Source organism: Amorphus sp. MBR-141 (genome assembly GCF_053628695.1).
In genome coordinates, this window is record NZ_JBRJGW010000002.1 from 268,309 (window position 1) to 294,406 (window position 26,098).

Annotated in this window: 24 protein-coding genes; 14 read left to right on the plus strand and 10 right to left on the minus strand. The window is 68.1% G+C overall.

Annotation, left to right across the window (positions count from 1 at the left end; all coding sequences use genetic code 11):
* Positions 1–4: 4 nt before the first annotated feature.
* Positions 5–496 (minus strand): winged helix-turn-helix transcriptional regulator, encoded by a 492-nt coding sequence (locus ACSSVZ_RS03775; RefSeq protein ID WP_453968384.1) that lies wholly within the window; start codon positions 494–496, stop codon positions 5–7.
* 95 nt (positions 497–591) lie between these two features.
* Here ACSSVZ_RS03775 and ACSSVZ_RS03780 point away from each other — a divergent pair, with 95 nt between their 5' ends.
* Complete coding sequence (locus ACSSVZ_RS03780; protein WP_453968385.1) at positions 592–1,251, plus strand: glutathione S-transferase family protein; 660 nt, start codon at positions 592–594, stop codon at positions 1,249–1,251.
* 3 nt (positions 1,252–1,254) lie between these two features.
* Positions 1,255–1,821 (plus strand): dihydrofolate reductase family protein, encoded by a 567-nt coding sequence (locus tag ACSSVZ_RS03785; RefSeq protein ID WP_453968386.1) that lies wholly within the window; start codon positions 1,255–1,257, stop codon positions 1,819–1,821.
* 32 nt (positions 1,822–1,853) lie between these two features.
* On the opposite strand, the gene ACSSVZ_RS03790 is transcribed toward ACSSVZ_RS03785, so the two are convergent.
* From ACSSVZ_RS03790 to gltB, 3 genes are all read right to left on the minus strand, one after another.
* Positions 1,854–3,236: an MFS transporter gene (locus ACSSVZ_RS03790; RefSeq protein WP_453968387.1), complete on the minus strand. Its 1,383-nt coding sequence runs from the start codon at positions 3,234–3,236 to the stop codon at positions 1,854–1,856.
* 35 nt (positions 3,237–3,271) lie between these two features.
* Positions 3,272–4,696 (minus strand): glutamate synthase subunit beta, encoded by a 1,425-nt coding sequence (locus ACSSVZ_RS03795; protein WP_453968388.1) that lies wholly within the window; start codon positions 4,694–4,696, stop codon positions 3,272–3,274.
* A gap of 210 nt (positions 4,697–4,906) precedes the next feature.
* On the minus strand, positions 4,907–9,622 hold the full coding sequence (gene gltB / locus ACSSVZ_RS03800; protein ID WP_453968389.1) for a glutamate synthase large subunit: 4,716 nt from the start codon (positions 9,620–9,622) through the stop codon (positions 4,907–4,909).
* A gap of 870 nt (positions 9,623–10,492) precedes the next feature.
* Here gltB and acs point away from each other — a divergent pair.
* Together acs and ACSSVZ_RS03810 are read left to right on the plus strand one after the other, a co-directional pair.
* The gene (acs, locus tag ACSSVZ_RS03805) at positions 10,493–12,439 is read left to right on the plus strand and encodes an acetate--CoA ligase (protein ID WP_453968390.1); all 1,947 of its coding nucleotides are present in this window, start codon (positions 10,493–10,495) and stop codon (positions 12,437–12,439) included.
* An 89-nt stretch (positions 12,440–12,528) separates the two neighbouring features.
* Positions 12,529–13,248: a M15 family metallopeptidase gene (locus ACSSVZ_RS03810; protein ID WP_453968392.1), complete on the plus strand. Its 720-nt coding sequence runs from the start codon at positions 12,529–12,531 to the stop codon at positions 13,246–13,248.
* A gap of 3 nt (positions 13,249–13,251) precedes the next feature.
* Here ACSSVZ_RS03810 and ACSSVZ_RS03815 read toward each other — a convergent pair whose 3' ends face one another.
* A complete protein-coding gene (locus tag ACSSVZ_RS03815; RefSeq protein ID WP_453968393.1) occupies positions 13,252–13,857 on the minus strand; it encodes a septation protein A in 606 nt (201 codons plus the stop codon).
* Between the two features lie 290 nt (positions 13,858–14,147).
* Between ACSSVZ_RS03815 and lptB the strand changes: the two genes are divergently transcribed.
* The 5 genes from lptB to leuC all read left to right on the plus strand — a co-directional run bounded on the left by lptB (position 14,148) and on the right by leuC (position 19,500).
* Entirely contained in the window at positions 14,148–15,038 is an 891-nt protein-coding gene (gene lptB, locus ACSSVZ_RS03820; protein WP_453968394.1) for an LPS export ABC transporter ATP-binding protein, read from the plus strand.
* 78 nt (positions 15,039–15,116) lie between these two features.
* On the plus strand, positions 15,117–16,706 hold the full coding sequence (gene rpoN, locus ACSSVZ_RS03825) for an RNA polymerase factor sigma-54 (RefSeq protein WP_453968395.1): 1,590 nt from the start codon (positions 15,117–15,119) through the stop codon (positions 16,704–16,706).
* Positions 16,707–16,866: 160 nt separating this feature from the next.
* The gene (gene hpf, locus ACSSVZ_RS03830; protein ID WP_453968396.1) at positions 16,867–17,448 is read left to right on the plus strand and encodes a ribosome hibernation-promoting factor, HPF/YfiA family; all 582 of its coding nucleotides are present in this window, start codon (positions 16,867–16,869) and stop codon (positions 17,446–17,448) included.
* A gap of 87 nt (positions 17,449–17,535) precedes the next feature.
* A complete protein-coding gene (gene ptsN / locus ACSSVZ_RS03835; protein ID WP_453968397.1) occupies positions 17,536–17,997 on the plus strand; it encodes a PTS IIA-like nitrogen regulatory protein PtsN in 462 nt (153 codons plus the stop codon).
* A 90-nt stretch (positions 17,998–18,087) separates the two neighbouring features.
* Positions 18,088–19,500 (plus strand): 3-isopropylmalate dehydratase large subunit, encoded by a 1,413-nt coding sequence (gene leuC / locus ACSSVZ_RS03840; RefSeq protein ID WP_453968398.1) that lies wholly within the window; start codon positions 18,088–18,090, stop codon positions 19,498–19,500.
* Between the two features lie 111 nt (positions 19,501–19,611).
* On the opposite strand, the gene ACSSVZ_RS03845 is transcribed toward leuC, so the two are convergent.
* A complete protein-coding gene (locus ACSSVZ_RS03845) occupies positions 19,612–19,974 on the minus strand; it encodes a hypothetical protein (RefSeq protein ID WP_453968399.1) in 363 nt (120 codons plus the stop codon).
* 422 nt (positions 19,975–20,396) lie between these two features.
* Positions 20,397–20,714, minus strand: a complete 318-nt coding sequence (locus tag ACSSVZ_RS03850) for a hypothetical protein (protein WP_453968400.1) — start codon at positions 20,712–20,714, stop codon at positions 20,397–20,399.
* A 254-nt stretch (positions 20,715–20,968) separates the two neighbouring features.
* Between ACSSVZ_RS03850 and ACSSVZ_RS03855 the strand changes: the two genes are divergently transcribed.
* Positions 20,969–21,421, plus strand: coding sequence for a GNAT family N-acetyltransferase (locus ACSSVZ_RS03855; protein ID WP_453968401.1), 453 nt, complete (start codon positions 20,969–20,971; stop codon positions 21,419–21,421).
* 134 nt (positions 21,422–21,555) lie between these two features.
* Here the strand turns inward: ACSSVZ_RS03855 and ACSSVZ_RS03860 are convergent, their stop codons facing one another.
* The gene (locus ACSSVZ_RS03860; RefSeq protein ID WP_453968402.1) at positions 21,556–22,449 is read right to left on the minus strand and encodes a polyprenyl synthetase family protein; all 894 of its coding nucleotides are present in this window, start codon (positions 22,447–22,449) and stop codon (positions 21,556–21,558) included.
* 206 nt (positions 22,450–22,655) lie between these two features.
* Here ACSSVZ_RS03860 and ACSSVZ_RS03865 point away from each other — a divergent pair, with 206 nt between their 5' ends.
* The 4 genes from ACSSVZ_RS03865 (at position 22,656) to ACSSVZ_RS03880 (ending at position 24,619) form a co-directional block, all read left to right on the plus strand.
* Entirely contained in the window at positions 22,656–23,369 is a 714-nt protein-coding gene (locus tag ACSSVZ_RS03865; protein ID WP_453968403.1) for a transglycosylase domain-containing protein, read from the plus strand.
* A gap of 217 nt (positions 23,370–23,586) precedes the next feature.
* Positions 23,587–23,772: a 50S ribosomal protein L32 gene (rpmF, locus tag ACSSVZ_RS03870; protein WP_453960665.1), complete on the plus strand. Its 186-nt coding sequence runs from the start codon at positions 23,587–23,589 to the stop codon at positions 23,770–23,772.
* A gap of 147 nt (positions 23,773–23,919) precedes the next feature.
* Positions 23,920–24,339 (plus strand): hypothetical protein, encoded by a 420-nt coding sequence (locus tag ACSSVZ_RS03875; protein ID WP_453968404.1) that lies wholly within the window; start codon positions 23,920–23,922, stop codon positions 24,337–24,339.
* A gap of 40 nt (positions 24,340–24,379) precedes the next feature.
* Positions 24,380–24,619, plus strand: a complete 240-nt coding sequence (locus tag ACSSVZ_RS03880; protein ID WP_453968406.1) for a YdcH family protein — start codon at positions 24,380–24,382, stop codon at positions 24,617–24,619.
* A 254-nt stretch (positions 24,620–24,873) separates the two neighbouring features.
* Here the strand turns inward: ACSSVZ_RS03880 and ACSSVZ_RS03885 are convergent, their stop codons facing one another.
* Together ACSSVZ_RS03885 and phaR are read right to left on the minus strand one after the other, a co-directional pair.
* Entirely contained in the window at positions 24,874–25,305 is a 432-nt protein-coding gene (locus ACSSVZ_RS03885) for a GlcG/HbpS family heme-binding protein (protein ID WP_453968408.1), read from the minus strand.
* A 55-nt stretch (positions 25,306–25,360) separates the two neighbouring features.
* A complete protein-coding gene (gene phaR, locus ACSSVZ_RS03890) occupies positions 25,361–26,035 on the minus strand; it encodes a polyhydroxyalkanoate synthesis repressor PhaR (RefSeq protein WP_453968410.1) in 675 nt (224 codons plus the stop codon).
* Positions 26,036–26,098: the final 63 nt, after the last annotated feature.

Consider the following 26,098-nt stretch of genomic DNA (forward strand, 5'->3'; position numbering starts at 1 on the left):
CCACTCACCCCTTCTCGGCCATCGCCGCCTCGTAGGCCGACTGCAGCTCCGCGAACACCGAGCGCTCCGGCCTCGGCGCGCCCAGGTGCAAATGGCGCAGCTCGTCCATGAAGGCCTCCCAGAGCAGCGGGCCGCCGTTCTCCAGGAGTTCTGCACGCACCGACAGCTCCCGGCTCGGCTGCGTATGCCGGCGCCCCCAGGCGCCCATGTGGGCGAGCAGCGGCACCAGCTCGATGGACGCCTCGGTCAGGCTGTAGATCGCCTTCTGCCGGTGGGCGGGGTCCGGCGCACGGCTCAGGAGCCCGGCCGCCGTCAGCCGCTTCAGCCGGTCGGCGAGGATATTGGAAGCGATCCCCTCCTCGCTCCCGGTCAGAAGCGCGCCGTAGCTGCGCCGGTTCCCGAACATCACGTCGCGGACGACGATCAGGCTCCACCGGTCGCCGAGCTGTTCCAGGGTCAGGTTGATCGGGCATCCCGACCGGCCGTGCTGCGCCATGCGATTCGCTCCGGAGCTTCCACTTGCAACATGCAAGGAGATGGGCTACCCCTCAACCACTTGCAATTAGCAAGCAGATTGAAGAAAGGCCCGCCATGCCGCTCGCGCTCTACGGACACCCGTTTTCCTCGTACACGCAGAAGGTCCTGATCGCGCTTTACGAGAACGGCACGCCCTTCGAGTTCCGGTGCCTGGAGCCGGACCAGACCGAAAACACCGCCGAGTGGCTGCGCCGCTGGCCGTTGCGCCGCTTCCCGCTGCTCGTCGACGACGGCCGCACGGTGGTGGAGTCCTCGATCATCATCGAGCACCTGCAACTGGCCCACCCCGGCCCGGTCCGCCTTCTGCCGGCGGACCCGGCCGAGGCCCTCGACGTGCGCTTTCTCGATCGCTTCTTCGACTATCACGTCATGGATGCCATGCAGGTCGCCGTCGAGGCCGCGCTGAACCGCCTGCCCATGTCCCGTGGCGAGGGACTCGCGCTCGCCGCCGAGAAGCTGGAGCGCGCCTATGGCTGGCTCGAGGGCGCGCTCGCCGGCCGCACCTGGGCCGCGGGCGAAACCTTCACCATGGCCGACTGCGCGGCCGCGCCGTCCCTCTTCTACGCCGAATGGACGCATCCGATGTCCGAGGCCTATCCGACGCTGCGCGCCTATCGCGCCCGCCTCTTGGCCCGCCCGTCCTTCGCCCGGGCGGTGGAGGGCGGCCGTCCGTTCCGCCACTATTTCCCGCTCGGCGCCCCCGACCGCGACTGAGGCATGAGAGAGGCCGACGCGATGCGCCCGCTCCGCTATTCCATCAACGTGACCCTGGACGGCTGCTGCGATCACCGCGCCGTCCCTGCGGACGAGGCACTGCATCGCCACGCCGCCGCCACCCTCGAGCGGGCCGATGCCCTCCTGTTCGGGCGCGTGACCTACCAGATGATGGAGGCGGCGTTCCGCCAGCCAGAGGCCTCCGGGGCGATGATGAGCGGAACGGATCCCTTCCCCGGCATCATCGACGCGGCGCGGAAGTACGTGGTCTCGAGCACGCTGGAGCGGGTCGACTGGAACGCCGAGCTGGTGCGCGGGGATCTGGAAAGCGCGGTCCGGGAGCTGAAACGGATGCCCGGCGAGGGCCTGCTGGTGGGAGGCGTGACCCTGCCGCTCGCCCTGGCGGAACTCGGACTGATCGACGAGTACGAATTCGTCGTTCATCCGAGGGTCGCAGGCCACGGGCCGACGGCGCTGTCGGGCCTCTCAGGGCCCCTCGACCTGCGACTGGTAGACCGCCTGGAGCTCGGCTCCGGCGCGGTGGCCCTACGCTACGAGCCCCGATCGTAGCCGCCGGCCCCCGGCTTCGCCGTGATTTCCCCTCACCGGGTCGGCCAGACCTGATGGTGCAGGTCCACCACGAAGGGGTGGCTGTGGCGCATCGCCTCATGACGATGCCGGTGGCTGTGCGGCTCGGCCGGGTCGACGCCGGTGTGATGATCGTGGCCGTGGGCGTGGTGGATGTCGTGCACGTGCGCGTGCGTGTGCTCGGCCGGGGCGTGCACGTGCTCCAGCTCGATCGGATCGTTGGCCGGCCAGACGCGGGCCGCAGCCACCGTCGCGGCAAAGGAGATCGCTGCCAGAAGCGCGAAGGTCGGGCCCATGCCGAGCGAAGCCCCGCCCCATCCGGCGAGCGGATAGCAGACGAGCCAGCACAGATGCGACAGCGCGAACTGGGCGGAGAACAGCGCCGAGCGGTCCCCCTCGTGGGACGAGCGGCGCAGCAGCCGCCCGGCCGGCGTCTGCACCATTGACGAGCCTGCCCCGAGCAGGAACCAGATCGCAAGCAGCGCGGCAAAACCGGGGTGGGTCAGGCCGAGCATGAGACCTGCCGTCATCACCGCCCCGCCGGCCAGCATGACTTGCCGGTCCGGCAGGCGCTCCAGCAGCCTGGGCAGGATCAGCGCCACCAGCATCGACCCCGTGCCCGCCGCGGCGAAGGCAATGGCCACATCGCTGTCCGATCCGCCCAGCCGGTCGCGCACCAGCACCACCGTGTTGACGATAGTCATCGAGCCGGCCGCGGCAACGGCCAGCGCCAGGGCAAGCAGCCCGCGCAGGCGGGGCGTGCGCAAATAGACGGTCGTACCGAACCCCAGCGTCTCCAGCAGCCGGCCACTGCGCTCGGGAACCCGCGCCGAGGGCAGTCCCACCGACACCACCAAGGCCGCCGAGACCACGAAACCCGCCGCGTTGGCGACGAACAGATCGGAGTAGCTCACCAGCAGCAGCGCGGCCGCGGCCAGGCTCGGGCTCAAAAGGTTTTCCAGGTCATAAGCGAGCCGGGAGAGCGAGAGCGCCTGGGTGTAGCGCGCCTCGTCCTTCAGCACGTCGGGGATCGACGACTGGAAGATCGGGGTGAAGGAGGCCGAGCAGGCATTGATCAGAAAGATCAGTCCGTAGATCTGCCAGACCGAGGAGACAAAGGGGAGGCAGATGACGATGGCCGCGCGGACCAGATCGAGGGCGACCAGCAGACGCTTGCGGGGCAGCAGATGCGCGAACGCGCCCACGACCGGCGCGACCGCAACGTAGGCGACCATCTTCAGGGCCAGCGCGGTACCAAGAACGGCTCCCGCGTCTGCACCAGCGATATCATATGCCAGAAGGCTCAGTGCGACGGTGGTGAGCCCCGTGCCGACGAGCGCCACCACCTGCGCCGCGAACAGGTGCCGGTAGGTGCGGTCGGCAAGGGCATGCGCCATCGCAGGCTCCCCGGTCAGGCGTAGTCCCCCGCCCCCTACCGCGGCAGCGTCGTCGAGCCGGTCAGAAACTGGTCGATGGAGCGGGCGGCCTGGCGGCCTTCGCGGATCGCCCAGACGATCAGCGACTGGCCGCGCCGCACGTCGCCGGCGGCAAACACCTTCTTGACGCTGGTCTGATACGCTTCGGTGTCGGCCAGCACGTTGCCGCGCCGGTCGCGCTCCATGGTCGACATCTCCTCAAGGTAGGTGCCTTCCTTGGGGCCGGAGAAGCCGATGGCGATCAGCACCAGGTCGGCGCGCACCAGGAACTCGGTGCCGGCGATCGGCTGGCGCTTCTCGTCGACGCGCGAACACTGAACGTGGGTCGCGCGGCCGTTCTTGCCGACGATGCCGAGCGTCGCGGCGGAGAACTCGCGCTCGGCGCCCTCGGCCTGGCTGGACGAGGTGCGGAACTTGGTCGGCCAGTACGGCCACACGGCGAGCTTGTCCTCGTGCAGCGGCGGCATCGGCCGGATGTCGAGCTGGGTGACGGTCAGCGCGCCCTGGCGGAACGAGGTGCCGATGCAGTCCGACGCCGTGTCGCCGCCACCGATGACGACGATGTGCTTGCCGCCGGCGAGGATCGGCGCCTCGTCGATCGGCTCGCCGCCGACCCGGCGGTTCTGCTGGACCAGGAACGGCATCGCGTAGTGGACGCCTTCGAGATCCATGCCCGGCAGGCCCGGATCGCGCGGCTTCTCGGCGCCGCAGGTGAGCAGCACCGCGTCGTGGCCGTCGATCAGCTCCTGGAAGGTCGCGTTGACGCCGATCTCGACGCCGTAATGGAAGGTGACGCCCTCGGCTTCCATCTGCCGGACGCGCCGGTCGATGTGATGCTTCTCCATCTTGAAGTCGGGGATGCCGTAGCGCAGCAGCCCGCCAGCCTTCGGCTCGCGCTCGTAGACGTGGACCGCGTGGCCGACCCGGGCGAGCTGCTGGGCCGCCGCCATGCCGGCCGAGCCGGCGCCGATGACGGCCACCGTCTTGCCGGTCTGGAAATTGGCCGGCTGCGGCCGGATCCAGCCGTTCGCCCACGCCTTGTCGGCGATCGCCTGCTCGATGGTCTTGATGGAGACCGGCACGTCCTCGAGGTTGAGGGTGCAGGCCTCCTCGCACGGCGCGGGGCAGACCCGGCCGGTGAACTCCGGAAAGTTGTTGGTGGAGTGCAGGTCGTGGGAGGCGGCCTGCCAGTCGTCGCTGTAGACCAGATCGTTCCAGTCCGGGATCTGGTTGTCGACCGGACAGCCCGTCGGTCCCTGGCAGTAGGGCACGCCGCAGTCCATGCAACGGGCAGCCTGGCGCTGCACCTCCGGTTCGGTCAGCGGCAGGGTGAACTCTCGAAAATGGCGCACGCGATCGGAGGCAGGCTGATACTTCTGATCCTGCCGGTCGATCTCCAGAAACCCTGTCACCTTGCCCATTCGGCCATTCCTGCCTTGCGTCGTCGGTTGTCTCTTTTCGGCGCAGTCGCGTGCGCCGGCCCGCGCCGCATCGATGCGGCGGCCGGTCGGTCCCTTACCCGAGCCTCTTAGAGGCGTTTCAGTGAAGGGTCGAGCCGGAGGTCTCCTTCCGGCCCGGTTTTCGCCACTGGCGTGCGGGGCGGGTCACCGCCGGCCTGCTCCCCATGCCGCTCATTCCGCCGCCATGCCGACCCGTGCCCGCTCCATCTCGCGGAGCGCGCGGCGGTACTCGACCGGCATCACCTTGACGAACCTGGGACGGTAGGTCTCCCAGTTGTCGAGGATCGTCTGGCCGCGGGTCGAGCCGGTGTGGCTCACGTGCGCCATGATCAGCGTGCGCAGCCGCTCGTCGTCGTGGTGGGTCATGTCCGAGGACACGTCCACCCGGCCCTTGGTCTCCACGTCGCCGCCATGGTGGTGCAACTTCTCCAGGAGGTCGTCCTCCTCGGCCACCGGCTCCAGGTCGACCATCGCCAGGTTGCAGCGCGACGGGAAGTCGCCCGCCTCGTCGAGCACGTAGGCGACGCCGCCGGACATGCCGGCCGCGAAGTTGCGTCCGGTCTGGCCCAGCACCACCACCACGCCGCCGGTCATGTACTCGCAGCCGTGATCGCCGGCGCCCTCGACGACGGCGATTGCACCGGAGTTGCGCACCGCGAAGCGTTCGCCCGCGACGCCGCGGAAGTAGCATTCGCCCTCGACCGCGCCGTAGAGGACCGTGTTGCCGACGATCATCGAGTGCTCGGCCACGAACTGCACGTTCTCCGGCGGCCGCACGATGATCTTGCCGCCGGACAGGCCCTTGCCGACATAGTCGTTGGCGTCGCCGACGAGGTCGAGCGTCACGCCCTTCATCAGCCACGCCCCGAACGACTGACCGGCGGTGCCCTTCAGCTTGATGCGGATGGTGTCGTCGGGCAGGCCTTCGTTGCCATGATGGCGGGCCACTTCGCCGGACAGCATGGCGCCGGCCGAACGGTCGACGTTGGTGATCCGCGTCTCGATCTCCACCGGCGTCCGGGTCTCGATGGCCGACATCGCCTGGCTGATCAGGGTCCGGTCGAGCACGCTGTCGATCGGGTGGTTCTGGCGGGCGGTATGATAGAGCGCGTCCGGCGCGCCCTCCGCCTGGAAGAACACCTTGTCGAAGTTCAGGCTCTTCGCCTTGAAGTGGTCGACGAGCCGGCTCTGGTCGAGGATGTGCGACTGGCCGACCAGCTCGTTGATCGTCCGCACGCCGAGCTCGGCCATGAGACCGCGGACCTCTTCCGCCACGAAGAAGAAGAAGTTGATCACGTCCTCGGGCGTGCCCTTGAAGCGCTTGCGCAGCACCGGGTCCTGGGTGGCGATGCCGACCGGGCAGGTGTTCAGGTGACACTTGCGCATCATCAGGCAGCCGGTGGCGATCAGCGGGGCGGTGGCGAAGCCGAACTCGTCGGCGCCGAGGATCGCCCCGATCACCACGTCGCGGCCCGTCCGCATGCCGCCGTCGACCTGCAGCGCGACGCGCGACCGCAGCCCGTTCAGCACCAGCGTCTGGTGCGCCTCGGCGAGCCCCATCTCCCACGGGCTGCCGGCGTGCTTGATGGAGGTCAGCGGCGAAGCGCCGGTGCCGCCCTCGAAGCCAGCGATGGTGATGTGGTCGGCGCGCGCCTTGGCGACGCCCGCCGCGACCGTGCCCACGCCCACCTCCGACACCAGCTTCACCGAGATGTCGGCGGCCGGGTTGACGTTCTTCAGGTCGAAGATCAGCTGAGCCAGATCCTCGATCGAGTAGATGTCGTGATGCGGCGGCGGCGAGATCAGGCCGACGCCCGGCGTGGAATGCCGCACCTTGGCGATGATCGCGTCGACCTTGTGGCCGGGCAGCTGGCCGCCCTCGCCGGGTTTGGCGCCCTGGGCCATCTTGATCTGGATCTGGTCGGCGTTGACCAGATAGTCGGTGGTGACGCCGAAGCGGCCGGAAGCGACCTGCTTGATCGCCGAGCGCTTGGAATCGCCGTTCGGCATCGGCACGAAGCGTTCCGCCTCCTCGCCGCCCTCGCCGGTGTTCGACTTGCCGCCGATCCGGTTCATGGCGATGGCCAGCGCCTCGTGGCTCTCCTTGGAGATCGCGCCGAACGACATCGCGCCGGTGGCGAACCGCTTGACGATGTCCACCGCCGGCTCGACCTCGTCGAGCGGCACCGGTGCGAGCCCGCGCTCCTCGGCCGACTTCAGCCGGAACATGCCGCGGATCGTGTAGCGCCCCGCCTCCTGGTTCACCAGGCGGCTGTAGGTGACGTACTCTTCCGGCTGGTTGGTGCGCACCGCATGCTGCAGGTGGGCGATGACGTCAGGGCCCCACATGTGGCTCTCGCCGCGGGTGCGGTAGGCGTATTCGCCGCCGACCTCGAGGCTGCGCACCAGGATCGGATCGTCGCCGAACGCGGAGACGTGACGGCGCACCGTCTCTTCCGCGATCTCGTTGAGGCCGATGCCGCTGATGGTGGTCGCCGTGCCGAAGAAGAAGCGCTCGACCAGATCGTCCGACAGCCCGACCGAATCGAAGATCTGCGCGCCGCAGTACGACTGGTAGGTGGAGATACCCATCTTGGACATCACCTTCAGGATGCCCTTGTCGATCGACTTGATGTAGCGGTGCACGACCTCCTGGTCGTCGACCTCCTCCGGGAAGCCGGACTTCATCTCCGCCAGCGTCTCGAAGGCGAGATAGGGGTTGATCGCCTCGGCGCCGTAGCCGGCCAGCACGCAGAAATGATGGATCTCGCGCGGCTCGCCGGATTCCACCACCAAGCCGACCGCCGTCCTCAGACCCCTGCGGATCAGGTGATGGTGGACGCCGGCGGTGGCCAGCAGCGCGGGAATCGCGATGCGCTGGCGGCTGACCAGCCGGTCCGACAGGATGATGATGTTGAAACCGTCCGCGACCGCCTTTTCCGCCCGGTTGCACAGCCGCTCGATCGCCGCCGACATGCCGGCGGCGCCGTTCTCGGCCGAATAGGTGCAGTCGAGCGTGATCGTCTGGAACTGGTTGTCGGCGATGTCGCCGATTTCCCGGATCTTCTCCAGATCGTGGTTGGTCAGGATCGGCTGGCGCACCTCCAGCCGCTTGCGCGTCGACTGGCCCTTCAGGTCGAACAGGTTCGGCCGGGGCCCGATGAACGACACCAGGCTCATGACGAGCTCTTCGCGGATCGGATCGATCGGCGGGTTCGTCACCTGGGCGAAGTTCTGCTTGAAGTAGGTGTAGAGCAGCTTCGGCCGGTCGGAAAGCACCGACAGCGGCGTGTCGGTCCCCATCGAGCCGATCGCCTCCTGGCCGATCGTCGCCATCGGCGCCAGCAGAAACTTCAGGTCTTCCTGGGTGTAGCCGAACGCCTGCTGGCGATCGAGAAGGCTCTCGTTGGTGGTCGGCGTGCGGCCGCGCACCGGCACCAGATCCTCCAGCACCATCTGGGTGCGGGCGAGCCATTCGCGATACGGATTGGCCGTGGAGAGCTGACGCTTCACCTCCTCGTCGGAGATGACGCGGCCTTCCTCGGTGTCGATCAGCAGCATGCGACCGGGCTGCAGCCGCCACTTGGAGATGATCTTCTCGTCGGGGATCGGCAGCACGCCGGCCTCGGAGGCCATCACCACGAGGCCGTCCTCGGTGACGACGTAACGCGCCGGACGCAGGCCGTTGCGGTCCAGCGTCGCGCCGATCTGGCGGCCGTCGGTGAAGGCGACCGCGGCCGGCCCGTCCCACGGCTCCATCAGGGCGGCGTGGTACTCGTAGAAGGCCTTGCGCTCGTCATCCATCAGCGGATTGCCGGCCCAGGCCTCGGGGATCAGCATCATCACCGCGTGCGACAGCGAGTAGCCGCCCTGGACGAGGAACTCGAGAGCGTTGTCGAAGCACGCCGTGTCCGACTGGCCCTCGTAGGAGATCGGCCACAGCTTCTGGATGTCGGCGCCGAAGTGCTCGGATTCGGCGCTCGCCTGGCGCGCCGCCATCCAGTTGACGTTGCCGCGCAGCGTGTTGATCTCGCCGTTGTGGGCGACCATCCGGTAGGGATGGGCGAGACGCCACGACGGGAAGGTGTTCGTGGAAAAGCGCTGGTGCACCAGCGCCAGCGCCGATTCGAAGCGCTCGTCGGTCAGGTCGCGATAGTACGGACCGAGCTGGTTGGCCAGGAACATGCCCTTGTAGACCATGGTCCGGCAGCTCATCGAGACGACGTAGAACTCCGACTTCTCGCCCTCTGTCTCCCGGTAGATCGTGTTGGAGATGACCTTGCGCAGCACGTAGAGGCGCCGCTCGAAGCTGTCCTCGTCGACCTCGTCGGCGCCGCGGCCGATGAACACCTGCATGTGCACCGGCTCGACGTCGGTGACGAGCGACGACAGCCCGGAGTTGTCGACCGGCACCTCGCGCCAGCCGAGCAGCACGTGGCCCTCCGCCTCGATCGCCGAGGCGATGATGTCCGCGCAATGGGCGCGCAGCCCGTCCTCGCGGGGCATGAACACCATGCCGACGGCATAGGCGCCCGGCTCCGGCAGCTCGAAGCCGAGCCGGCGGCATTCCTCCACGTAGAGGCCGTGCGGAATCTGGCAGAGCAGGCCGGCGCCGTCGCCGACGAGCGGATCCGCGCCGACCGCGCCGCGGTGGGTCAGGTTGACGAGGATCTCCAGTCCCTGCCGGACGATCCGATGCGACTTGCGGCCGTGCAGGTCGCACACGAAGCCGACGCCGCAGGCGTCGTGCTCGGCGCCCGGACGATAGAGGCCGTTGGTGGCGGCCCGGGTCCGTGCGGCGTGCGCGGCAGCGCCGCGGTCCTGCGTGCCCTGGCCGGTCTGGGCCGGGGCCACGACGCTCACTGGTCCACCCGTGATCTCGTTCATCGTCCGCATGCCTCGTCTGGATCGCCTGCCGCCGGCTGATGCCAGCCGGCGGCAGCGCGATCGCGTCCACTCGTGTGAAGCGCCGGCCCGTGCCCGGTCCGGTACGCTTCCCGGCCGAATGACCCCGCGGGCGGCCCGCCCCCGGGGTCTTCCGACCGATCTCGATACCCTGCCCCGCCCAGACTGCGTTCGTACGAACGCCGGATGGCGCAGCGGCCGTGCTCACGGGAGGGTTGCCTCCGCGCGCGTACGGCGCTCAAACTCGCATAGAGCCGGAGCCACCGGTCCGGGAAGGTCCCGCAACCCTGGTCGCTCCGATGGCAGGCGCTGGCGGATCCCGCCCGACCGGGCCGCGCCCCCGCCCGGAGGGCAGCAGCTCGATCCAGCAGGCGATCGTCACCGGAAGCGCCGCGCAATCTTCGGCTGGCCCATTTGCGGGAGCCGCCTGCGCGCGCGTCTCCCGGCCGGTGATGGGGATCGATCCTCCCGATCGCCCCGATACCCCGCCCGCCAGTCAGTGGTCGCCATCATCTTACCGGACGGCCCGGATTTCCAGCCCCGTCGCTTGGTCCGGTCTATTTTACGACAGCAATCCTGTCCTAATCGCTTGTCAGAAATTGCCAGAAGAACGCGTCTGCCGCAAGATGTGTGCTCAACACCGTCCCCCGCCCTGGTGTCGCCTGCCCCGGAATTGCCCGTCTCCGCGGCATTTTGCTGGTTGACGCGACTTGCGCGTGCATCCAGTCAGGTCCACTGAGGTCGTGTAGACGCGGGCAAGGCCCCTTCGCATAATGCGCGCCAAACGCATAATGCGGGCCAACCACCGCGCGGGACCTCAACCCGGTCAACCGGTTTCAAGGGAGGACATGCATGTCGGAGACCATCATCCCCGTTTCGCAAGCCGTCGCCAGGGACGCCTTGGTCGATGCTGCGGGCTACGAGGACATGTACCGACGCTCGATCGCGGACCCGGCCTCCTTCTGGGCCGAGCAGGCCAAGCGCATCGACTGGATCAAGCCGTTCACCAAGGTCAAGAACACCACCTTCGACCCGCACAGGGTATCGATCAAGTGGTTCGAGGACGGCACCCTCAACGTCTCCTACAACTGCGTCGACCGGCACGCGGAGAAGACCCCCGACAAGACTGCGATCATCTGGGAAGGCGACGACCCGAACGAGCAGAAGATCATCACCTACCGCGAGCTCAAGGAGCACGTGAGCCGCTTCGCCAACGTGCTCAAGGCGCACGGCGTCGGCCGCGGCGACCGGGTGACGATCTACCTTCCGATGATCCCGGAAGCCGCCTACGCGATGCTCGCCTGCGCGCGCATCGGCGCGATCCACTCCGTCGTGTTCGCGGGCTTCTCGCCCGATTCGCTGGCCGGTCGCGTTCAGGACTGCGATTCACGCCTGATCATCACCGCCGACGAAGGCGTGCGCGGCGGCCGCAAGATCCCGCTGAAGGCCAACGCCGACGCCGCCTGCGACAAGTCGCCGAGCGTCGAGACGGTGATCGTGGTGAAACGCACCGGCGGCGACGTCACCATGAAGGAAGGCCGCGACGTCTGGTATCACGACGTCTCCGACAGCGTGTCGTCGAGCTGTCCGCCGGTCGAGATGGGGGCCGAGGATCCGCTGTTCATCCTCTACACCTCCGGCTCGACGGGCAGCCCCAAGGGCGTGCTCCACACCTCCGCCGGCTACCTCGTCTATGCCTCGCTGACCCACCAGTACGTGTTCGACTACAAGCCCGGCGAAGTCTACTGGTGCACCGCCGACGTCGGCTGGGTAACCGGCCACTCCTACATCGTCTACGGCCCCCTCGCGAACGGCGCGACGACCGTCATGTTCGAGGGCGTCCCCACCTACCCCAGCGCCTCGCGCCACTGGGAGGTGATCGACAAGCACAAGGTCGCCATCTACTACACCGCCCCGACCGCCATCCGCGCCCTGATGGGTGCCGGCGACGAGCACGTGAAGAAGACCTCGCGCGCCTCGCTCCGAATCCTCGGCTCGGTCGGCGAGCCGATCAACGCCGCTGCCTGGCTGTGGTACTACAACGTGGTCGGCGACGGCCGCTGCCCGGTCGTCGACACCTGGTGGCAGACGGAGACCGGCGGCATCCTCATCACGCCGCTGCCGGGGGCCACCGACCTCAAGCCCGGCTCGGCGACGAAGCCGTTCTTCGGCATCCAGCCGGCGCTGGTCGACGCAAGCGGCACGGTGCTCGAGGGCGCCGCCGAGGGCAACCTGATCATCGTCGATTCGTGGCCCGGCCAGATGCGCACGATCTACGGCGATCACGACCGCTTCATGCAGACCTATTTCTCGGCCTATCCGGGCAACTACTTCTCCGGCGACGGCTGCCGGCGCGACGCCGACGGCTACTACTGGATCACCGGCCGGGTCGACGACGTCATCAACGTCTCGGGCCACCGGATGGGCACCGCCGAGATCGAATCGGCGCTCGTCGCCCACGACAAGGTGGCGGAAGCCGCCGTGGTCGGGTTCCCGCACGACCTGAAGGGCCAGGGCATCTATGCCTACGTCACGCTGATGGAGGGCGAGGAGCCGACCGAGGAACTGCGCAAGGAACTCGTGAAATGGGTGCGCAAGGAGATCGGACCGATCGCCTCGCCCGACCTGATCCAGTTCGCCCCGGGCCTGCCGAAGACCCGCTCGGGCAAGATCATGCGCCGCATCCTGCGCAAGATCGCCGAGGATTCCTTCGACAATCTCGGCGACACCTCGACGCTGGCCGACCCCTCGGTGGTCGACAGCCTCGTGGAAAACCGGATGAACCGCACCGCCGGCTGATCGTCCGATACCTGCGGCGCCTCCGACGGGGCGCCGCAGGCGACGACCGGCCCCTCCTCGGCCTCGCAATGTCCGACTTGAGGTCCGCCATGCGTCGATGGATCTGCGCCCTTCTCCTCTCCGCATTCGCCTCGCCGGCCGCGGCCGCAGATCTGCCCGATGGCTTCGTCCATCTCGCAGATCTCGCACCCACGATCCGGCAGGAGATGCGCTATGCGGGCGCGGACAACTTCACCGGGTCACACGTGCCGGGCTATCGCGCCCCGGCGTGCATCCTCACGCGGCCGGCCGCCCAAGGCCTGGCCCGCGTCCAGGCAGCCCTGAAGCCGAAGGGCTATTCGCTGATCGTCTACGACTGCTACCGGCCGGGGAAGGCGGTGGCGGCGTTCGTCGAGTGGACGAAGTCGGAGGTCCCGGGCGAGCGCTACTTCTATCCCGAGATCGACAAGGCCCGGCTCATTCCCGACGGCTACATCGCCGACCGCTCCGGCCATTCGCGGGGCAGCACCGTCGACCTTGCGATCGTTCCGCTCGCCATGCCGGAGGCACCGCTGCCCGCCCGTCCCGAGCGCTGCGACCAAAGCTCGTCAAGCTCGACAGGGGTCGAGATGGGCACGGATTTCGATTGCTTCTCGCCGCTGTCCGCGACCGCCTCGACGGAGGTCTCAAGCGAGGCTCAGGCGAACCGGCGGCTGCTCCTCGATGCGATGACGACGGCCGGTTTCCGCAACCTGACCGAAGAATGGTGGCACTACACGCTGCGCGACGAGCCGTTCCCGGATACCTACTTCGAATTCGACGTCGAATAGCCGTCAGGGGTCGTTTGCAGGGGCGGCGTCCTTGCCCGCCTCCACCGTCTTCCCCTCGAGGCTGTGCCGTTCGATCAGCCTGATCTGCGCCAGCGCGAAGACCAGCGTGATCGGCATGATCCCGAACACCTTGAACGACACCCAGAAATCGCTGGAGAAGTTGCGCCAGACGATCTCGTTGAGCACCGCCAGGAACACGAAGAAGAACGCCCAGCGCAGCGTCAGCTTGCGCCAGCCGTCGTCGTCGATCGAAATCACCGAATCGAGCACCAGCCCCAGCAGCGGGCGCTTCCAGAAGATGAGTCCGGAAAACAGCACCACCGCGAACAGGCTGTTCACGATGGTCGGCTTGAGCTTGATGAAGGTGTCGTCGTTGAGCAGCAGCGTCAGGCCGCCGAAGACGAGCACCACGACGCCCGTGACCATCGGCATCAGCGGCAGGCGCTTCTGCAGCACGTAGGAGACCGCGAGCGCCACCAGCGTCGCCACCATGAATGCCGCCGTCGCCGACAACAGGTCGGCCCGCGCGTTGACCACGAAGAAGATCGCGAGGGGCCCGAGCTCGAGCGCGAGCTTCAGGAGAGGATTGATCGGTTTGGGGGCTGCCATGCCTTCCTCTGCCAACCACAGCGCGGGCGATCAAGTCGAAAATCGCGCCGCCGTCGCGCTTTCGCCGCAGAACCGGTCGACATCTGCCCGCACTTGACGACGTCAAAGGGTGGGCGCCCGGGGGAAGAGCTCCCATATTGGACCGTCAGCCGGTCGTTGCGGACGCGCGGAAGGCCGGCGCCTGCGCCACCTAATCTCCCGATTGCGGGACGAAACGCCATTGGGTGTTTTCATTACGGCGCGGGATGAACTAACAGGATTGGAATGACACCAGACTCGGAGCCCGCCACGTGAACCGCCAGGAGCCGCCCCGTCGTCCCCGACCCGCGCGGCCGATCACCGCGGATCCGCGGGCCGAGGAGGGCGCCGCGGCACCGCGGCGGCCCGTCCGGCCGAGGCGCGCCAGGCCCGCCGACGCTCCGTCGGCCTCCCGCCAGGATTTCGACGCCCGGCCCGAGGACGGCGTGCTCGCGGTGCATGGCATCGCCAAGGCCTACCGGCGCCGCACCGTCGCGCACGGCATCTCGATCTCTGTCAACCGCGGCGAGGCCGTCGGCCTGCTCGGCCCCAACGGTGCCGGCAAGACCACCGTCTTCTACATGATCACCGGGCTGATCCGTCCCGACGCCGGCAAGATCAGCCTCGACGGCTTCGACATCACCGAACTGCCGATGTACCGCCGTGCCCGCCTCGGCATCGGCTACCTGCCCCAGGAAGCCTCGATCTTCCGCGGCCTGACCGTCGCCAACAACATCATGTCGGTGCTGGAGGTGGTGGAGAGCGACCGCAAGAAGCGGCGGGCCGAGCTGGAAAGCCTGCTGTCGGAGTTCGGCATCACCCATCTGCGCGATGCCCCCGCCACCGCGCTGTCGGGCGGCGAGCGGCGGCGCTGCGAAATCGCCCGGGCGCTCGCCAGCCGGCCGTCCTTCATGCTGCTCGACGAGCCGTTTGCGGGCATCGACCCGATCGCCGTCGGCGACATCCAGGATCTCGTCCGCCACCTGACCAAGCGCGGAATCGGCGTGCTGATCACCGATCACAACGTCCGCGAGACGCTCGGCCTGATCGACCGGGCCTACATCATCGCGTCCGGCGAAATGCTCACCCACGGCAGCCCCGCCGAAGTCGTGGCGCACCCCGACGTGCGCCGACTCTATCTCGGCGAGCAATTTACCCTTTGATTCGGCGCGGCAAGGCGTTACCCCTTTCGGGTGCGACTACGCAAGAATTGGACCAACAACCAACAATGGCGGCCGCCCGTGCCGATCAGTCTCGCGCCACGCCTTGATCTGCGGCCAACGCAGACCCTGATCATGACCCCGCAGCTGATGCAGGCCATCAAGCTGCTGCAGCTGACCAATCTCGAACTGTCGGCGGTCATCGACAAGGAAATCGAGGAAAATCCGTTGCTCGAGCGCGTCGAGACCGACGACGACGGTCCCGACTTCACGCACGCCGAGACGGTCCGCGACGCCGGCCCGGAGGCCGACGACGGCGACGCCCCGTCCGCCGATCGCTACGACGCCGCCGACCCCGCCGATCTCGACGCCCCGCCGAGTGCCCTCGATCCCGACGCGCCGGCCGTCGCCGACGCCTCCCAAGATGCCTACGCCACCGACCCCTGGCGCTCGGTCGGCGCAGGCGGCAACCGGCCGGACGACCCCTTCGAGCCGTCCGACAGCCGCACGGCGACGCTGCGCGACCACCTGATCGAGCAGATCTCCCTGGGCTTCGAGCCCGGGCCGGCCCGCGTCGTGGCGCTCTATCTCGTCGACTGCCTGGATCCGGCCGGCTACCTGCGCGACGACCGCGCCGAGCTGGGCCGGCGGCTCGGCGTCGCCGCCCCCTTCCTCGACCAGGTGATCACTCGCTGCCAGGCCCTTGATCCGGCCGGCGTGTTCGCCGGCGACCTCACCGAATGCCTGTCCCTGCAGCTCGCCGAGGCCGGCACGCTCGACCCGGCGATGAGCCGGCTGCTCGCCAATCTGGAGCTGGTGGCGCGGCGCGACTTCCCTTCCCTGGAACGCGTCTGCGGGGTGTCGTCCGGCCGGCTCGCCGACATGCTGAACGCGCTGAAGGCCCTCGATCCCCGTCCCGGGCTGCGCTTCGACGTGGAGCCGGTGCGCGCCGTCGTACCCGACGTGCTGGTCACCCCCGATGCCGACGGCGGCTTCCGGATCGAGCTCAACAGCGACACGCTGCCCCGCGTCCTCGTCAACCGCGGCGTCTACACCACCGCCGTGCGGGCCTCCCGTAACCCCGGCGACAAGAGCTACCTCAACGAGCGCCTGCAGGCCGCCAACTGGCTGGTGAAGAGCCTCGACCAGCGCGCCAGCACCATCCTCAAGGTCGCCGCCGTCATCGTCGAGCAGCAGCGCGGCTTCATGGAGCACGGCGTCTCCCACCTGAAGCCGATGACGCTGAAGATGGTCGCCGACGAGATCGGCATCCACGAATCGACGGTCAGCCGGGTCACCTCCAACAAGTATCTCGCCTGTCCGCGCGGCCTGTTCGAACTGAAGACGTTCTTTTCCGCCGCGATCGCCGCCACCTACGGCGCCGAGGCCCACTCGGCCGCCTCGGTGCGCCACCGGATCCGGCGGATGATCGATGCCGAGTGCGCGGACACGGTGCTGTCGGACGACGCCATCGTGAAGCAGCTCAACGAGGACGGCGTCGAAATCGCCCGGCGGACGGTGGCGAAATACCGCGAGGCGATGCACATCCCCTCCTCGGTCCAGCGGCGGCGCGAAAAGCAGCACGCGCAGCGCACGGCGCGGCCCGTTCCGGTTGAGGCGGACGCCTCCGGGACGACCCTAAGCGTGCCGCTCGCGCCGGTGCAGCGTTGACAGCGTTCCGGCGCACTCGTAGAACCGCGCGGCTTTCCGAGCGTCGCCCTCAGGGTGGCCTCGCCGGGCCGGGCGCGCCTTCCCCCTTGCCGCACCGGTCAGACTGCGACCAAATAGGGGTCCACCGAGCCCGTCCTCGATCCTGCGACCGATACCCAACATGTTGAAGATTTCCGGCAAGAACATGGATATCGGCACTGCGCTGCGCGAACGCATCCAAGAGCGTGTCGACGAGGCGGTGCGGAAATATTTCGACGGTGGTTACAGCGGCCAGATCGTCGTCGAGCCCGAGGGTCACGGCTTCAAGACCGACTGCTCGGTGCACCTCGACACGGGTGTCGTGCTGAAGACCTCCGCCCAGGCGACCGATGCGACGGCGAGCTTCGACCAGGCCGCCGAGCGCGTCGAGAAGCGCCTGCGCCGCTACAAGCGCCGCCTGAAGTCGCACCAGCCCCAGCCGGGCGCCGAGGAAGCGTTCCAGGCGTCGGCCTTCGTGCTCGAGACCCCCGACGACGAAGAGGAAGTGCCGCTCGACTACGCGCCGGTCGTCGTCGCCGAGACCGCCACCCACATCCGCACGATGACGGTCGGCATGGCCGTTCTGGATCTCGACCTGACCGAAGCCCCCGTCGTGGTGTTCAAGAGCGCTGCGAACGGCACCATCAATGTCGTCTACCGGCGCACCGACGGGAACATCGGCTGGATCGACCCGGCCTTCCAGGCCGGCGCCCGGGGCAACTGACCCTCGGAGCGAGCCCGGCCTCGTAGCAGCCGCAGCCAAGCCATTTCGCCTGAGCGCCTCCGCTACGGACCCGAACGGGAATTCGTCATGGAACTCAACGACCTCCTGAGCCTAGAGGGAGTCGTCCCCGCCTTGAGGGCGCAGAGCAAGAAGCAGGTTCTGCAGGAGCTCGCCGCCAAGGCCGCCACGCTTACCGGGCATCCGGAGCGGGAGATATTCGACACGCTCCTGCACCGCGAGCGCCTCGGCTCGACGGGCATCGGCGATGGCATCGCGATTCCGCACGGCAAGCTGGTGCCGCTCAACAAGATCGTCGGCGTGTTCGCCCGCCTCGACCGTCCGGTCGACTTCGACGCGCTTGACGACGAGCCGGTCGACCTGGTGTTCCTGCTGCTCGCGCCGGAGGGTGCCGGCGCGGATCACCTGAAGGCGCTGGCGCGCATCGCCCGGGTTCTGCGCGACGGCGAAACCGCCACCAAGCTGCGCGCCTCGCGCGATCCGGCGGCCCTCTACGCGCTCCTCACGCATCCGTCGGCGAGCGTCGAATGAGGCGCGCGCGATGCATGCGCGTGCATCTTTTTTCGCCGTCCGCCTGCGCCTGAACTTGCCTTTCCGCGTCAACCGACCGAAGTAAGTGCCATGACGAAGCCCCGCACACTCTACGACAAGATCTGGGACGACCACGTGGTCGATCGGCAGGAGGACGGGACCACCCTCCTCTACATCGACCGGCACCTGGTTCACGAAGTCACCAGCCCCCAGGCCTTCGAAGGCCTCCGCCTCACCGGCCGCAAGGTCCGCGCGCCGTCGCGCACCCTCGCCGTCGTCGACCACAACGTGCCGACGACCGACCGGAGCCACGGCATCGAGGATCCAGAGTCGGCGCTGCAGGTGGCGACGCTGGGCGAGAACGCCTCGGAATTCGGCATCGAGTATTACAACGAGCTCGATCCGCGCCAGGGCATCGTCCACATCGTCGGCCCCGAGCAGGGCTTCACCCTGCCCGGCATGACCATCGTCTGCGGCGACAGCCACACCTCGACCCACGGCGCCTTCGGCGCGCTGGCGCACGGCATCGGCACCAGCGAGGTCGAGCACGTGCTCGCCACGCAGACGCTCCTGCAGCGCAAGGCGAAGAACATGCGCGTCACCGTCGACGGGACACTGCCCGACGACGTGACCGCGAAGGACATCATCCTGTCGATCATCGGCACCATCGGCACCGCCGGCGGCACCGGTCACGTGATCGAATATGCCGGCGAGGCGATCCGCGCGCTGTCCATGGAAGGCCGGATGACCGTCTGCAACATGTCGATCGAGGGTGGCGCCCGCGCCGGCATGATCGCCCCGGACGAGACGACCTACGCCTATATCCGGGATCGCAACCGCGCCCCGAAGGACGCGACATTCGACAGCGCCCGCGCCTACTGGGAATCGCTGCCGAGCGACGAGGGCGCCCACTTCGACAGCGAGATCCGCCTCGACGTCGCCAACCTGCCGCCCATCGTCACCTGGGGCACCTCCCCGGACGCCGTCGTGTCCATCGAGGGCAGCGTGCCCGATCCGGCCGATGCGCCGAACGAAGGCAAGCGGCGCGCCATGGAACGTGCGCTCGACTACATGGGCCTGGTGCCGGGCACGAAGATCACCGACATCACCATCGACAAGGCGTTCATCGGCTCCTGCACCAACGGCCGCATCGAGGACCTCCGGGCCGTCGCCAAGGTCGTCGAGGGCCGCAAGGTCCACGAAAGCGTCGGCGCGCTGATCGTGCCGGGCTCCGGCCTCGTGAAAGAGCAGGCGGAAGCCGAGGGTCTGGACAAGATCTTCATTGCCGCCGGCTTCGAATGGCGCGAGCCGGGCTGTTCGATGTGCCTGGCCATGAACGCCGACCGGCTTCAGCCGGGCGAGCGCTGCGCCTCGACCTCGAACCGCAACTTCGAAGGCCGCCAGGGCTTCCGCGGGCGCACCCATCTGGTGTCGCCGGCCATGGCCGCGGCCGCCGCGATCGCCGGCCGATTCGTCGACATCCGCGAGTTCCGGCGGAGCTGATCCAGGCCTCCGCAGACCGGCCAGCCTGCGTACACCGACTATCGAAAGAGCCGCGTCGCGATCCCCGCGACGCGGCTCTTTCCGTTCCGGGTCCATCATCCGAGGCGATGGTCAGCGCCAGTGGCGGCCGCCGCCGAAGAAGCAGGTCTGCTGGCGGATGACGCGGACGACCTTGCCGCGCGGCGTCCACTGGACCACCCGCATCGGGCGCACCTGGCAGATCTGTCCCCGGCGGTAGCCGCGCTGGTAGCCGTGACCGCGATGGTCGTTGTGGCCACGCCGATAGTGCCTGCCCCGGTCGTTGCGGTCGTTGTGGTCATAGCGGTCGCGAACCTGAACGATCGGCGACGTGCCGGCCTGGGCCGCGGCAGCTGCGCCGGCAGGGGTCGGGCCCACCGCTGCGGCGGGGACGACGGAGCCAACGCCGATGGCGGCGACGGTGGCAACAGCGATGAAGGTCTTGCGATTGAACATCTCTCTTCTCCTCTGAGCGCGGCGGCCTCGCTTGCCGCCAACGCTCATGAAGGTAGAGGGCACCCGCTGAACCCAACCTGAGCCCTGCGTTTATCGGCGGTTCATGTTGCGGAAGGTCCATCCCATCGGCGCGCAAGGGCCGGTTGGCGCGTCAGTCCGCGGCCCTTTCGACCCGTCTGCCGCTCGGATCTCACGATCGGAAGCAACAGGGACACCGTTCCCCATTCGACTGCGAGCTGCTCGGAGCCCCTTGCCGGCGTACCGGGCTTCTTGGCCCCCCTCACACGAGCGGCGTGGCCGCGGCCGCACGCCGAGCGCGCGCTGCGAACGCAAAAAAAGCCGCTCCGATGGATCTCGGAGCGGCTTTTTCGTTGTGCGGCAGTCGCCGACCGGGCGGCCCGTCCTCCGGACGGCGGAGACGGTCAGCGCGGGCGGTAGTTGACGTAGTGGCAATCGGTCTTCGGGACGAGGCGAACCACCTTGCCGTGCTTGGTCCACTGGACGGTGCGCACCTTTTGGACGCTGCAGACCTTCTGCGGCTTTGCGTGCTGATTGTGCTTCTGGACCTGGTAGTTGCGGCCTACGTCGCGGGCGTCGTGGTGGCCGTTGCGGCTGTCGTAGACCTGGACGGAGCCCGTCCGGGCGTCATGGCCGTACGTCGGCCCGGCGGTGGCGGGAACGACGGAAGCCGCACCGAGCGTTGCGACGGTGGCCAGTGCGATCATGGACTTGCGAAACATGTCTCTTCTCCTGTCGTTCGCGGCTGTCATCCTGCCGCTCACGATGGAGAAGCTAGCGACCGGCCGCTGAACGCGAACTGAGCCCGACGTTTAGGCTCGGTTCAGGTTGGGGCCAGCCGTAGCGAACGCCGGCCGCGGGACCCGGTTCCCGATTAAGACTGGCCATCGCCGGTCGATCTGTGCAATCCGACGGGCTGACCAGAACGACGATCGCGCGCCGCAACGCCCTGCGGCCGCCATCCGAAAGGAGAGCCATGGACCTTCAGATCGGCACCATCGGACAGGAATCGGCCCACCAGCTCGCGCCCCTGATCGCAGCCTATGCGCAGGAAATGCGCCGCGGCGCGCCCCGCCGTCCCGACGAATATTATGCGGAGCTGCTGCTCGCCGACCCGACGGCCGAGCTTCTGGGCGCCCGCCTCGATGGCCAGCTCGTCGGGTTCGCCATCTTCTTCGACCTTCCGGAGACGATCACCGGGCACCGGGCCGGCCAGCTCGACGATCTCTACGTCATCCCGGAAGCCCGCGACCACGGCGTCGCCCGCAAGATGATCGACGCGCTCGAAGAGATCGGCAAGACCCGGGAATGGGCGCACCTGCGCTGGCTGGTGCCGACGTCCAATACCGCCGCCATCGGCCTCTACGAGCGCGTGGCCGAGCCGGCGCCCTGGAAGAGCTACATCATCAAGATCCAGGACCGGCGCTGAGCGGGATGAGGAAAAGCGGTCACTGCTTTTCCGTCCGCATCCCGCTCTGAGATATGAGAATCGATCGCGCTTTCAGAATTCAGGTCGATCAGGCCTGAGTTCGTCGTGATCTGGATCAGACCGGCTGCGGCCCGTCACGCCTTGCGGTTGGCGACGAAGCGGGCGGCGTCGACGAGCACGCCCTTCGCTTCGCCGTACATGTCGAGCGTATCCGCCGCTTCCTCGACCAGCTGCTGCAGCCGGCTGCGCGCCCAGTCGGCGCCCTTCAGCGACACCAGGGTCGCCTTGCCCCGCGCCGCGTCCTTGCCGGTCCGCTTGCCGACGTCCGCCTCGCTGCCGTCGACGTCGAGCAGGTCGTCGGCGAGCTGGAATGCCGCGCCGATGGCCTCGCCGTAGCGCTGCAGCCGCGCCCGGTGCATCTCTTCCGCATGGGAGAGAATCGCGCCCGCTTCGCACGACGCCGCGATGAGCGCACCGGTCTTCATGGCCTGCAGGCGGACGATGCCGCCCTCCGTCGGCGCCTCGGTCGCAGCCTCGGCCTGAAGATCGAGCATCTGCCCTCCGACCATGCCGCCGCTGCCGGCGGCGCGCGCCAGGCAGACGACGAGATCGGCCCTCACCGACGGATCGGGATGGGTCCGGTCGGATCCGAGCGTCTCGAAGGCGACCGTCAGCAGCGCATCGCCGGCAAGGATGGCCGTCGCTTCGTCGTAGGCCTTGTGGACCGTCGGCTGGCCGCGGCGCATGTCGTCGTCGTCCATGGCCGGCAGGTCGTCGTGGACGAGGCTGTAGCAGTGGACGCATTCGATCGCCGCCGCTACCGCGTGGGCCGTGCGGATGTCGCCGCCCAGGAGCCGCGCCGATTCGATGACCAGGAACGGCCGGAACCGCTTGCCGCCGCCAAGCGCCGCATAGCGGACCGCCTCGGCGATCCGCGCGGGCACCTGTTCGCGGGTGGGAAGCAACTCGTCGAGCGCGCGTTCGGTGGCGGCGGCGGCGTCCGCGAGACGTGCCTCGAACGGGGTCATCGGAAATCCTTCTTGCCTGGCCGGTCCGGCAACTGGGCGCTGGGGCCCCCGAAAGCTCGGCGCCCGTTCCGTTTGCGACCGCCGCGCCGCCCCGTCAAGAGCGTGTGGCACCTTCCGGCAGGTTCGTGAGTTGACCCGGGCGGCAGTTCCGATCACATCGGCGGCGAACCGGCAACCGGATGGGCACCTTGGCAGAGACGGACCCCGTGGCAGAGCGGACGAGAAGATCGAGACGGCGGGCCGCCCGCGTCCTGCGGCGCGCAGGCTGGGTGCTGCTGGCGCTCGCCGCCCTCCCCTTCGTCCTGACGCTGCTCTACTCCGTCATCAACCCTGTCTCGACCCTGATGCTCGGTCGCTGGCTGACCGGTCAGCCGGTGGCGCGCAGCTGGGTCCCGCTGGAGGCCGTGTCGGCGCCCCTCATCCGCGCCGTCGTCGTCTCCGAGGACGCGCGCTACTGTATGCACTGGGGCGTCGACACCGCCCAGCTCTCCCAGGTCGTCGATGGGTTCATGGCGGGCGAGGAGACGCGCGGCGCGAGCACGATCTCCATGCAGACCGCCAAGAACCTCTTCCTGTGGCCGGGCCGATCCTACGTGCGCAAGGCGCTGGAGATCCCGATCGCCCTCTGGCTCGATCTCGTGCTGTCCAAAGACCGCCTGCTGGAAATCTACCTGAACATCGCCGAGTTCGCGCCGGGCGTGTTCGGCGTGGAGGCGGGCGCCGAACGGGCGTTCGGCAAGCCGGCCGCCCGGATCAGCGCCGCCGAGGCCGCGCTGATGGCCACCACCCTGCCCGATCCGGACGGCCGCAATCCGGGAAAGCCATCGTCCGGGCACCGGCAGCTGGCCGGCCGGGTGACGCGCGAAGTGGGCCGGTCGGACTGGGTTTTCTACTGCCTGGAGCCGCGCGTCCGGCCCTAAGGGGGGCGTTTTCCGGGCCCGGAACGGAGGCGCGCGGGCGATCTGGCGGATTCCGCACGGATCCACGCGATTTTTCCGTGTGACCGGCTTTGCAACGGGCAGCACAGTTTGTATATACACCGGCTCAACATCCAAGTGCATGGACGGTTGCCAAACCCCAGGCTCGGTCTGGGGCATCGGAGCTAATTGGTCCGCACTGTCCGCGAAGGAGACGACGATGGCAGTTCCGAAGCGCAAGACTTCGCGCATGAAGCGGGGCAATCGCCGTTCGGCTGATGCGCTCGCGCAGCCGAGCTACATGGAAGACAAGGAGTCCGGCGAGCTGCGCCGGCCGCATCACATCGACTTGAAGACCGGCAAGTACCGCGGTCGTCAGGTTCTCGAAGTGAAGGGCGACGCGTAGGCGTCCTCCGATTCGGTCGCGTGTCGGCGCTGAGCCCGGTCTCGCCCCGACCCGCCCGCACAAACCGGACCTGCCCGGCATCCCCGATGCCCGGGCAGTCTGCACATATCGGCAGCCGTCCCTGACGGCACCGATTCGGAGGCCCGGATGATTTCCGCGATACCGCTGACCATCGTCCCGCTGATCCTCTACAACGTGATCGCGTTCGTCTTTGCCGGCGGTGAGGCCACCTCGCCGATCTGGCAGAGCAGCCTGTTTACGCTCACGCTGGTCTCCGGCCAGCCGTGGACGCCGACGCTCGCCGACCTGATCCTGGCGGTGGCCGTGTGCCTGCTCGGCGCGGAGATCATCAAGGCAGCGCGCTTCCACCGGCGCCTGGTGCTCGATCACATCGTCTCCACGGTGGTGATGATCGTCTACATCGTCGAGTTTCTCGCCGTGGGTGCCGCGGCGACCTCAATCTTCTTCCTGCTGACGGTGATCGCGATCGTCGACGTCATGGCCGGCGTGGCCATTTCGCTCGGCGCAACAAAGCGCGTCGTTTCAGTGAACAGTGCCGATCACTAGATCGGCCTCCCAGAGTCCGCGGAACGGAGCCCGTCGATCAATGTCGAACACACCCCATGAGCTGGCGGAAGAATTCCCGGAGCATGCCGATGCGATGCACCGGCTCAAGGCCGAAAACGCGCATTACGCGAAGCTCTCCGACGAGTATCACGAGCTCAACCGGGCGATCCATCGCGCCGAAACCGATGTGGAGCCGACCGGCGACGCGCATATGGAAGACATGCGCAAGCGCCGCCTGGCGCTGAAGGATGAGATCTACGGCATCCTGACGGCAAAGTAGCGCTCGCAACGATCGAGATGGCGGCCGGCGTGGCGATTTCGCTGCTCACCCGGCGCAAGACGGCGCCCGCCGACCACATCCACCAGCGACTTTCTGGCCTCCACGAGAGACATTCTGGCGTCGGATTCGCTGCGCACTGACCGCGTGCGCAGCGATGGGACCAATCTGCGCGCTTCTGCGCAAAAACGCCGATTGCGCAGCCAAACTGGCACGCGCACGCTGCGCACAGCGCGCGCACCCGCAGTGCGCACGCGTCAGTCGACCAGCGCCTTGAATCCCGCCGCCTCGATGCCGGCCACGGCACAGATCTCGTCGTTGTCCGAAGTGTCCCCGGAGATGCCGACGGCGCCGAGCGTCTTTCCGGCCTCGTCCTTGATCACCACCCCACCCGGCACCGGCACCAGCTTGCCGCCGGCGATGCCCGACAGCGACTGCACGAAGTGCGGCCGCTCGAGCGCGGCGTTGTGCAGGAAGCGGCTGCCGCGTCCCATGGCCAGCGCCCCGTAGGCCTTGCCCTGGGCCACGTCGGTGCGGAGCATCGACGAGCCGTCCTGGCGCACGAGGGCGACCGGGTGGCCGCCGGCATCGAGCACCACCACGCCGAGCGGGTTCATGCCCAGCTCGGCGCCCTTGGCGAGCGCGGTGTCGATGATGGTGCGGGCATGGTCGAGGGTGAGGTCGGTCATCAGCTGCCTCCGGGGCGCATGGAAAATGGTCGGGTGAAAGGATCCGGAACGGCGGTCAGTCGGAGGGGGTCGATCCGCCCTCGCCGCCGCCCTTGCCGCCGCTGCCCTTGCCGCCCTTGGCCGGGCGGCCGGGGGCCGCGAAGCCGGTGAGCGCGTTGAGGGTCTTCTGCATGTCGGCCATCTGCCGCTTCATCTCGTCGAGCTCGCTCGCGGCACCGCCGGCCGGCTGCTGGCCCGCCTGCTCCTCGCCGGCGGGGGTTTCGGTCCCCTCCTCGCCGGCCGCGCCGAACGGAATGAACATCCGCATCGCCTTCTCGAACATCTCGGTGTTGCGGCGCACCTGCTCGTCGAGGGTGTCGAACGGGCTGACGCCGAAGCTCGAGGTCATCTGCTTGCGCAGCTTCTCCTGGTCGCGGACGAACGATTGCAGGGAATATTCCAGGTAGGACGGCACGATGTTCTGCATGGAATCGCCGTAGAACCCGATCAGCTGCCGCAGGAACGCGATGGGCAGCAGGTTCTGCCCCTTGTTCTCCTGCTCGAAGATGATCTGGGTGAGCACCGAGCGGGTGATCTCGTCGCCGCTCTTGGCGTCGAAGACGACGAAATCCTCCTCCGCCTTGACCATCTCGGCCAGGTCCTCGAGGGTGACGTAGGTGCTGGTTCCGGTGTTGTAGAGCCGCCGGTTGGCGTATTTCTTGATGACGGTCGGATTGTCTGTCTTCGCCATGATGGTGCGTCGACCTCCCTTTGCGCCCGGCCGGGATTGACGTCTATCAAACCCGATCGGCCC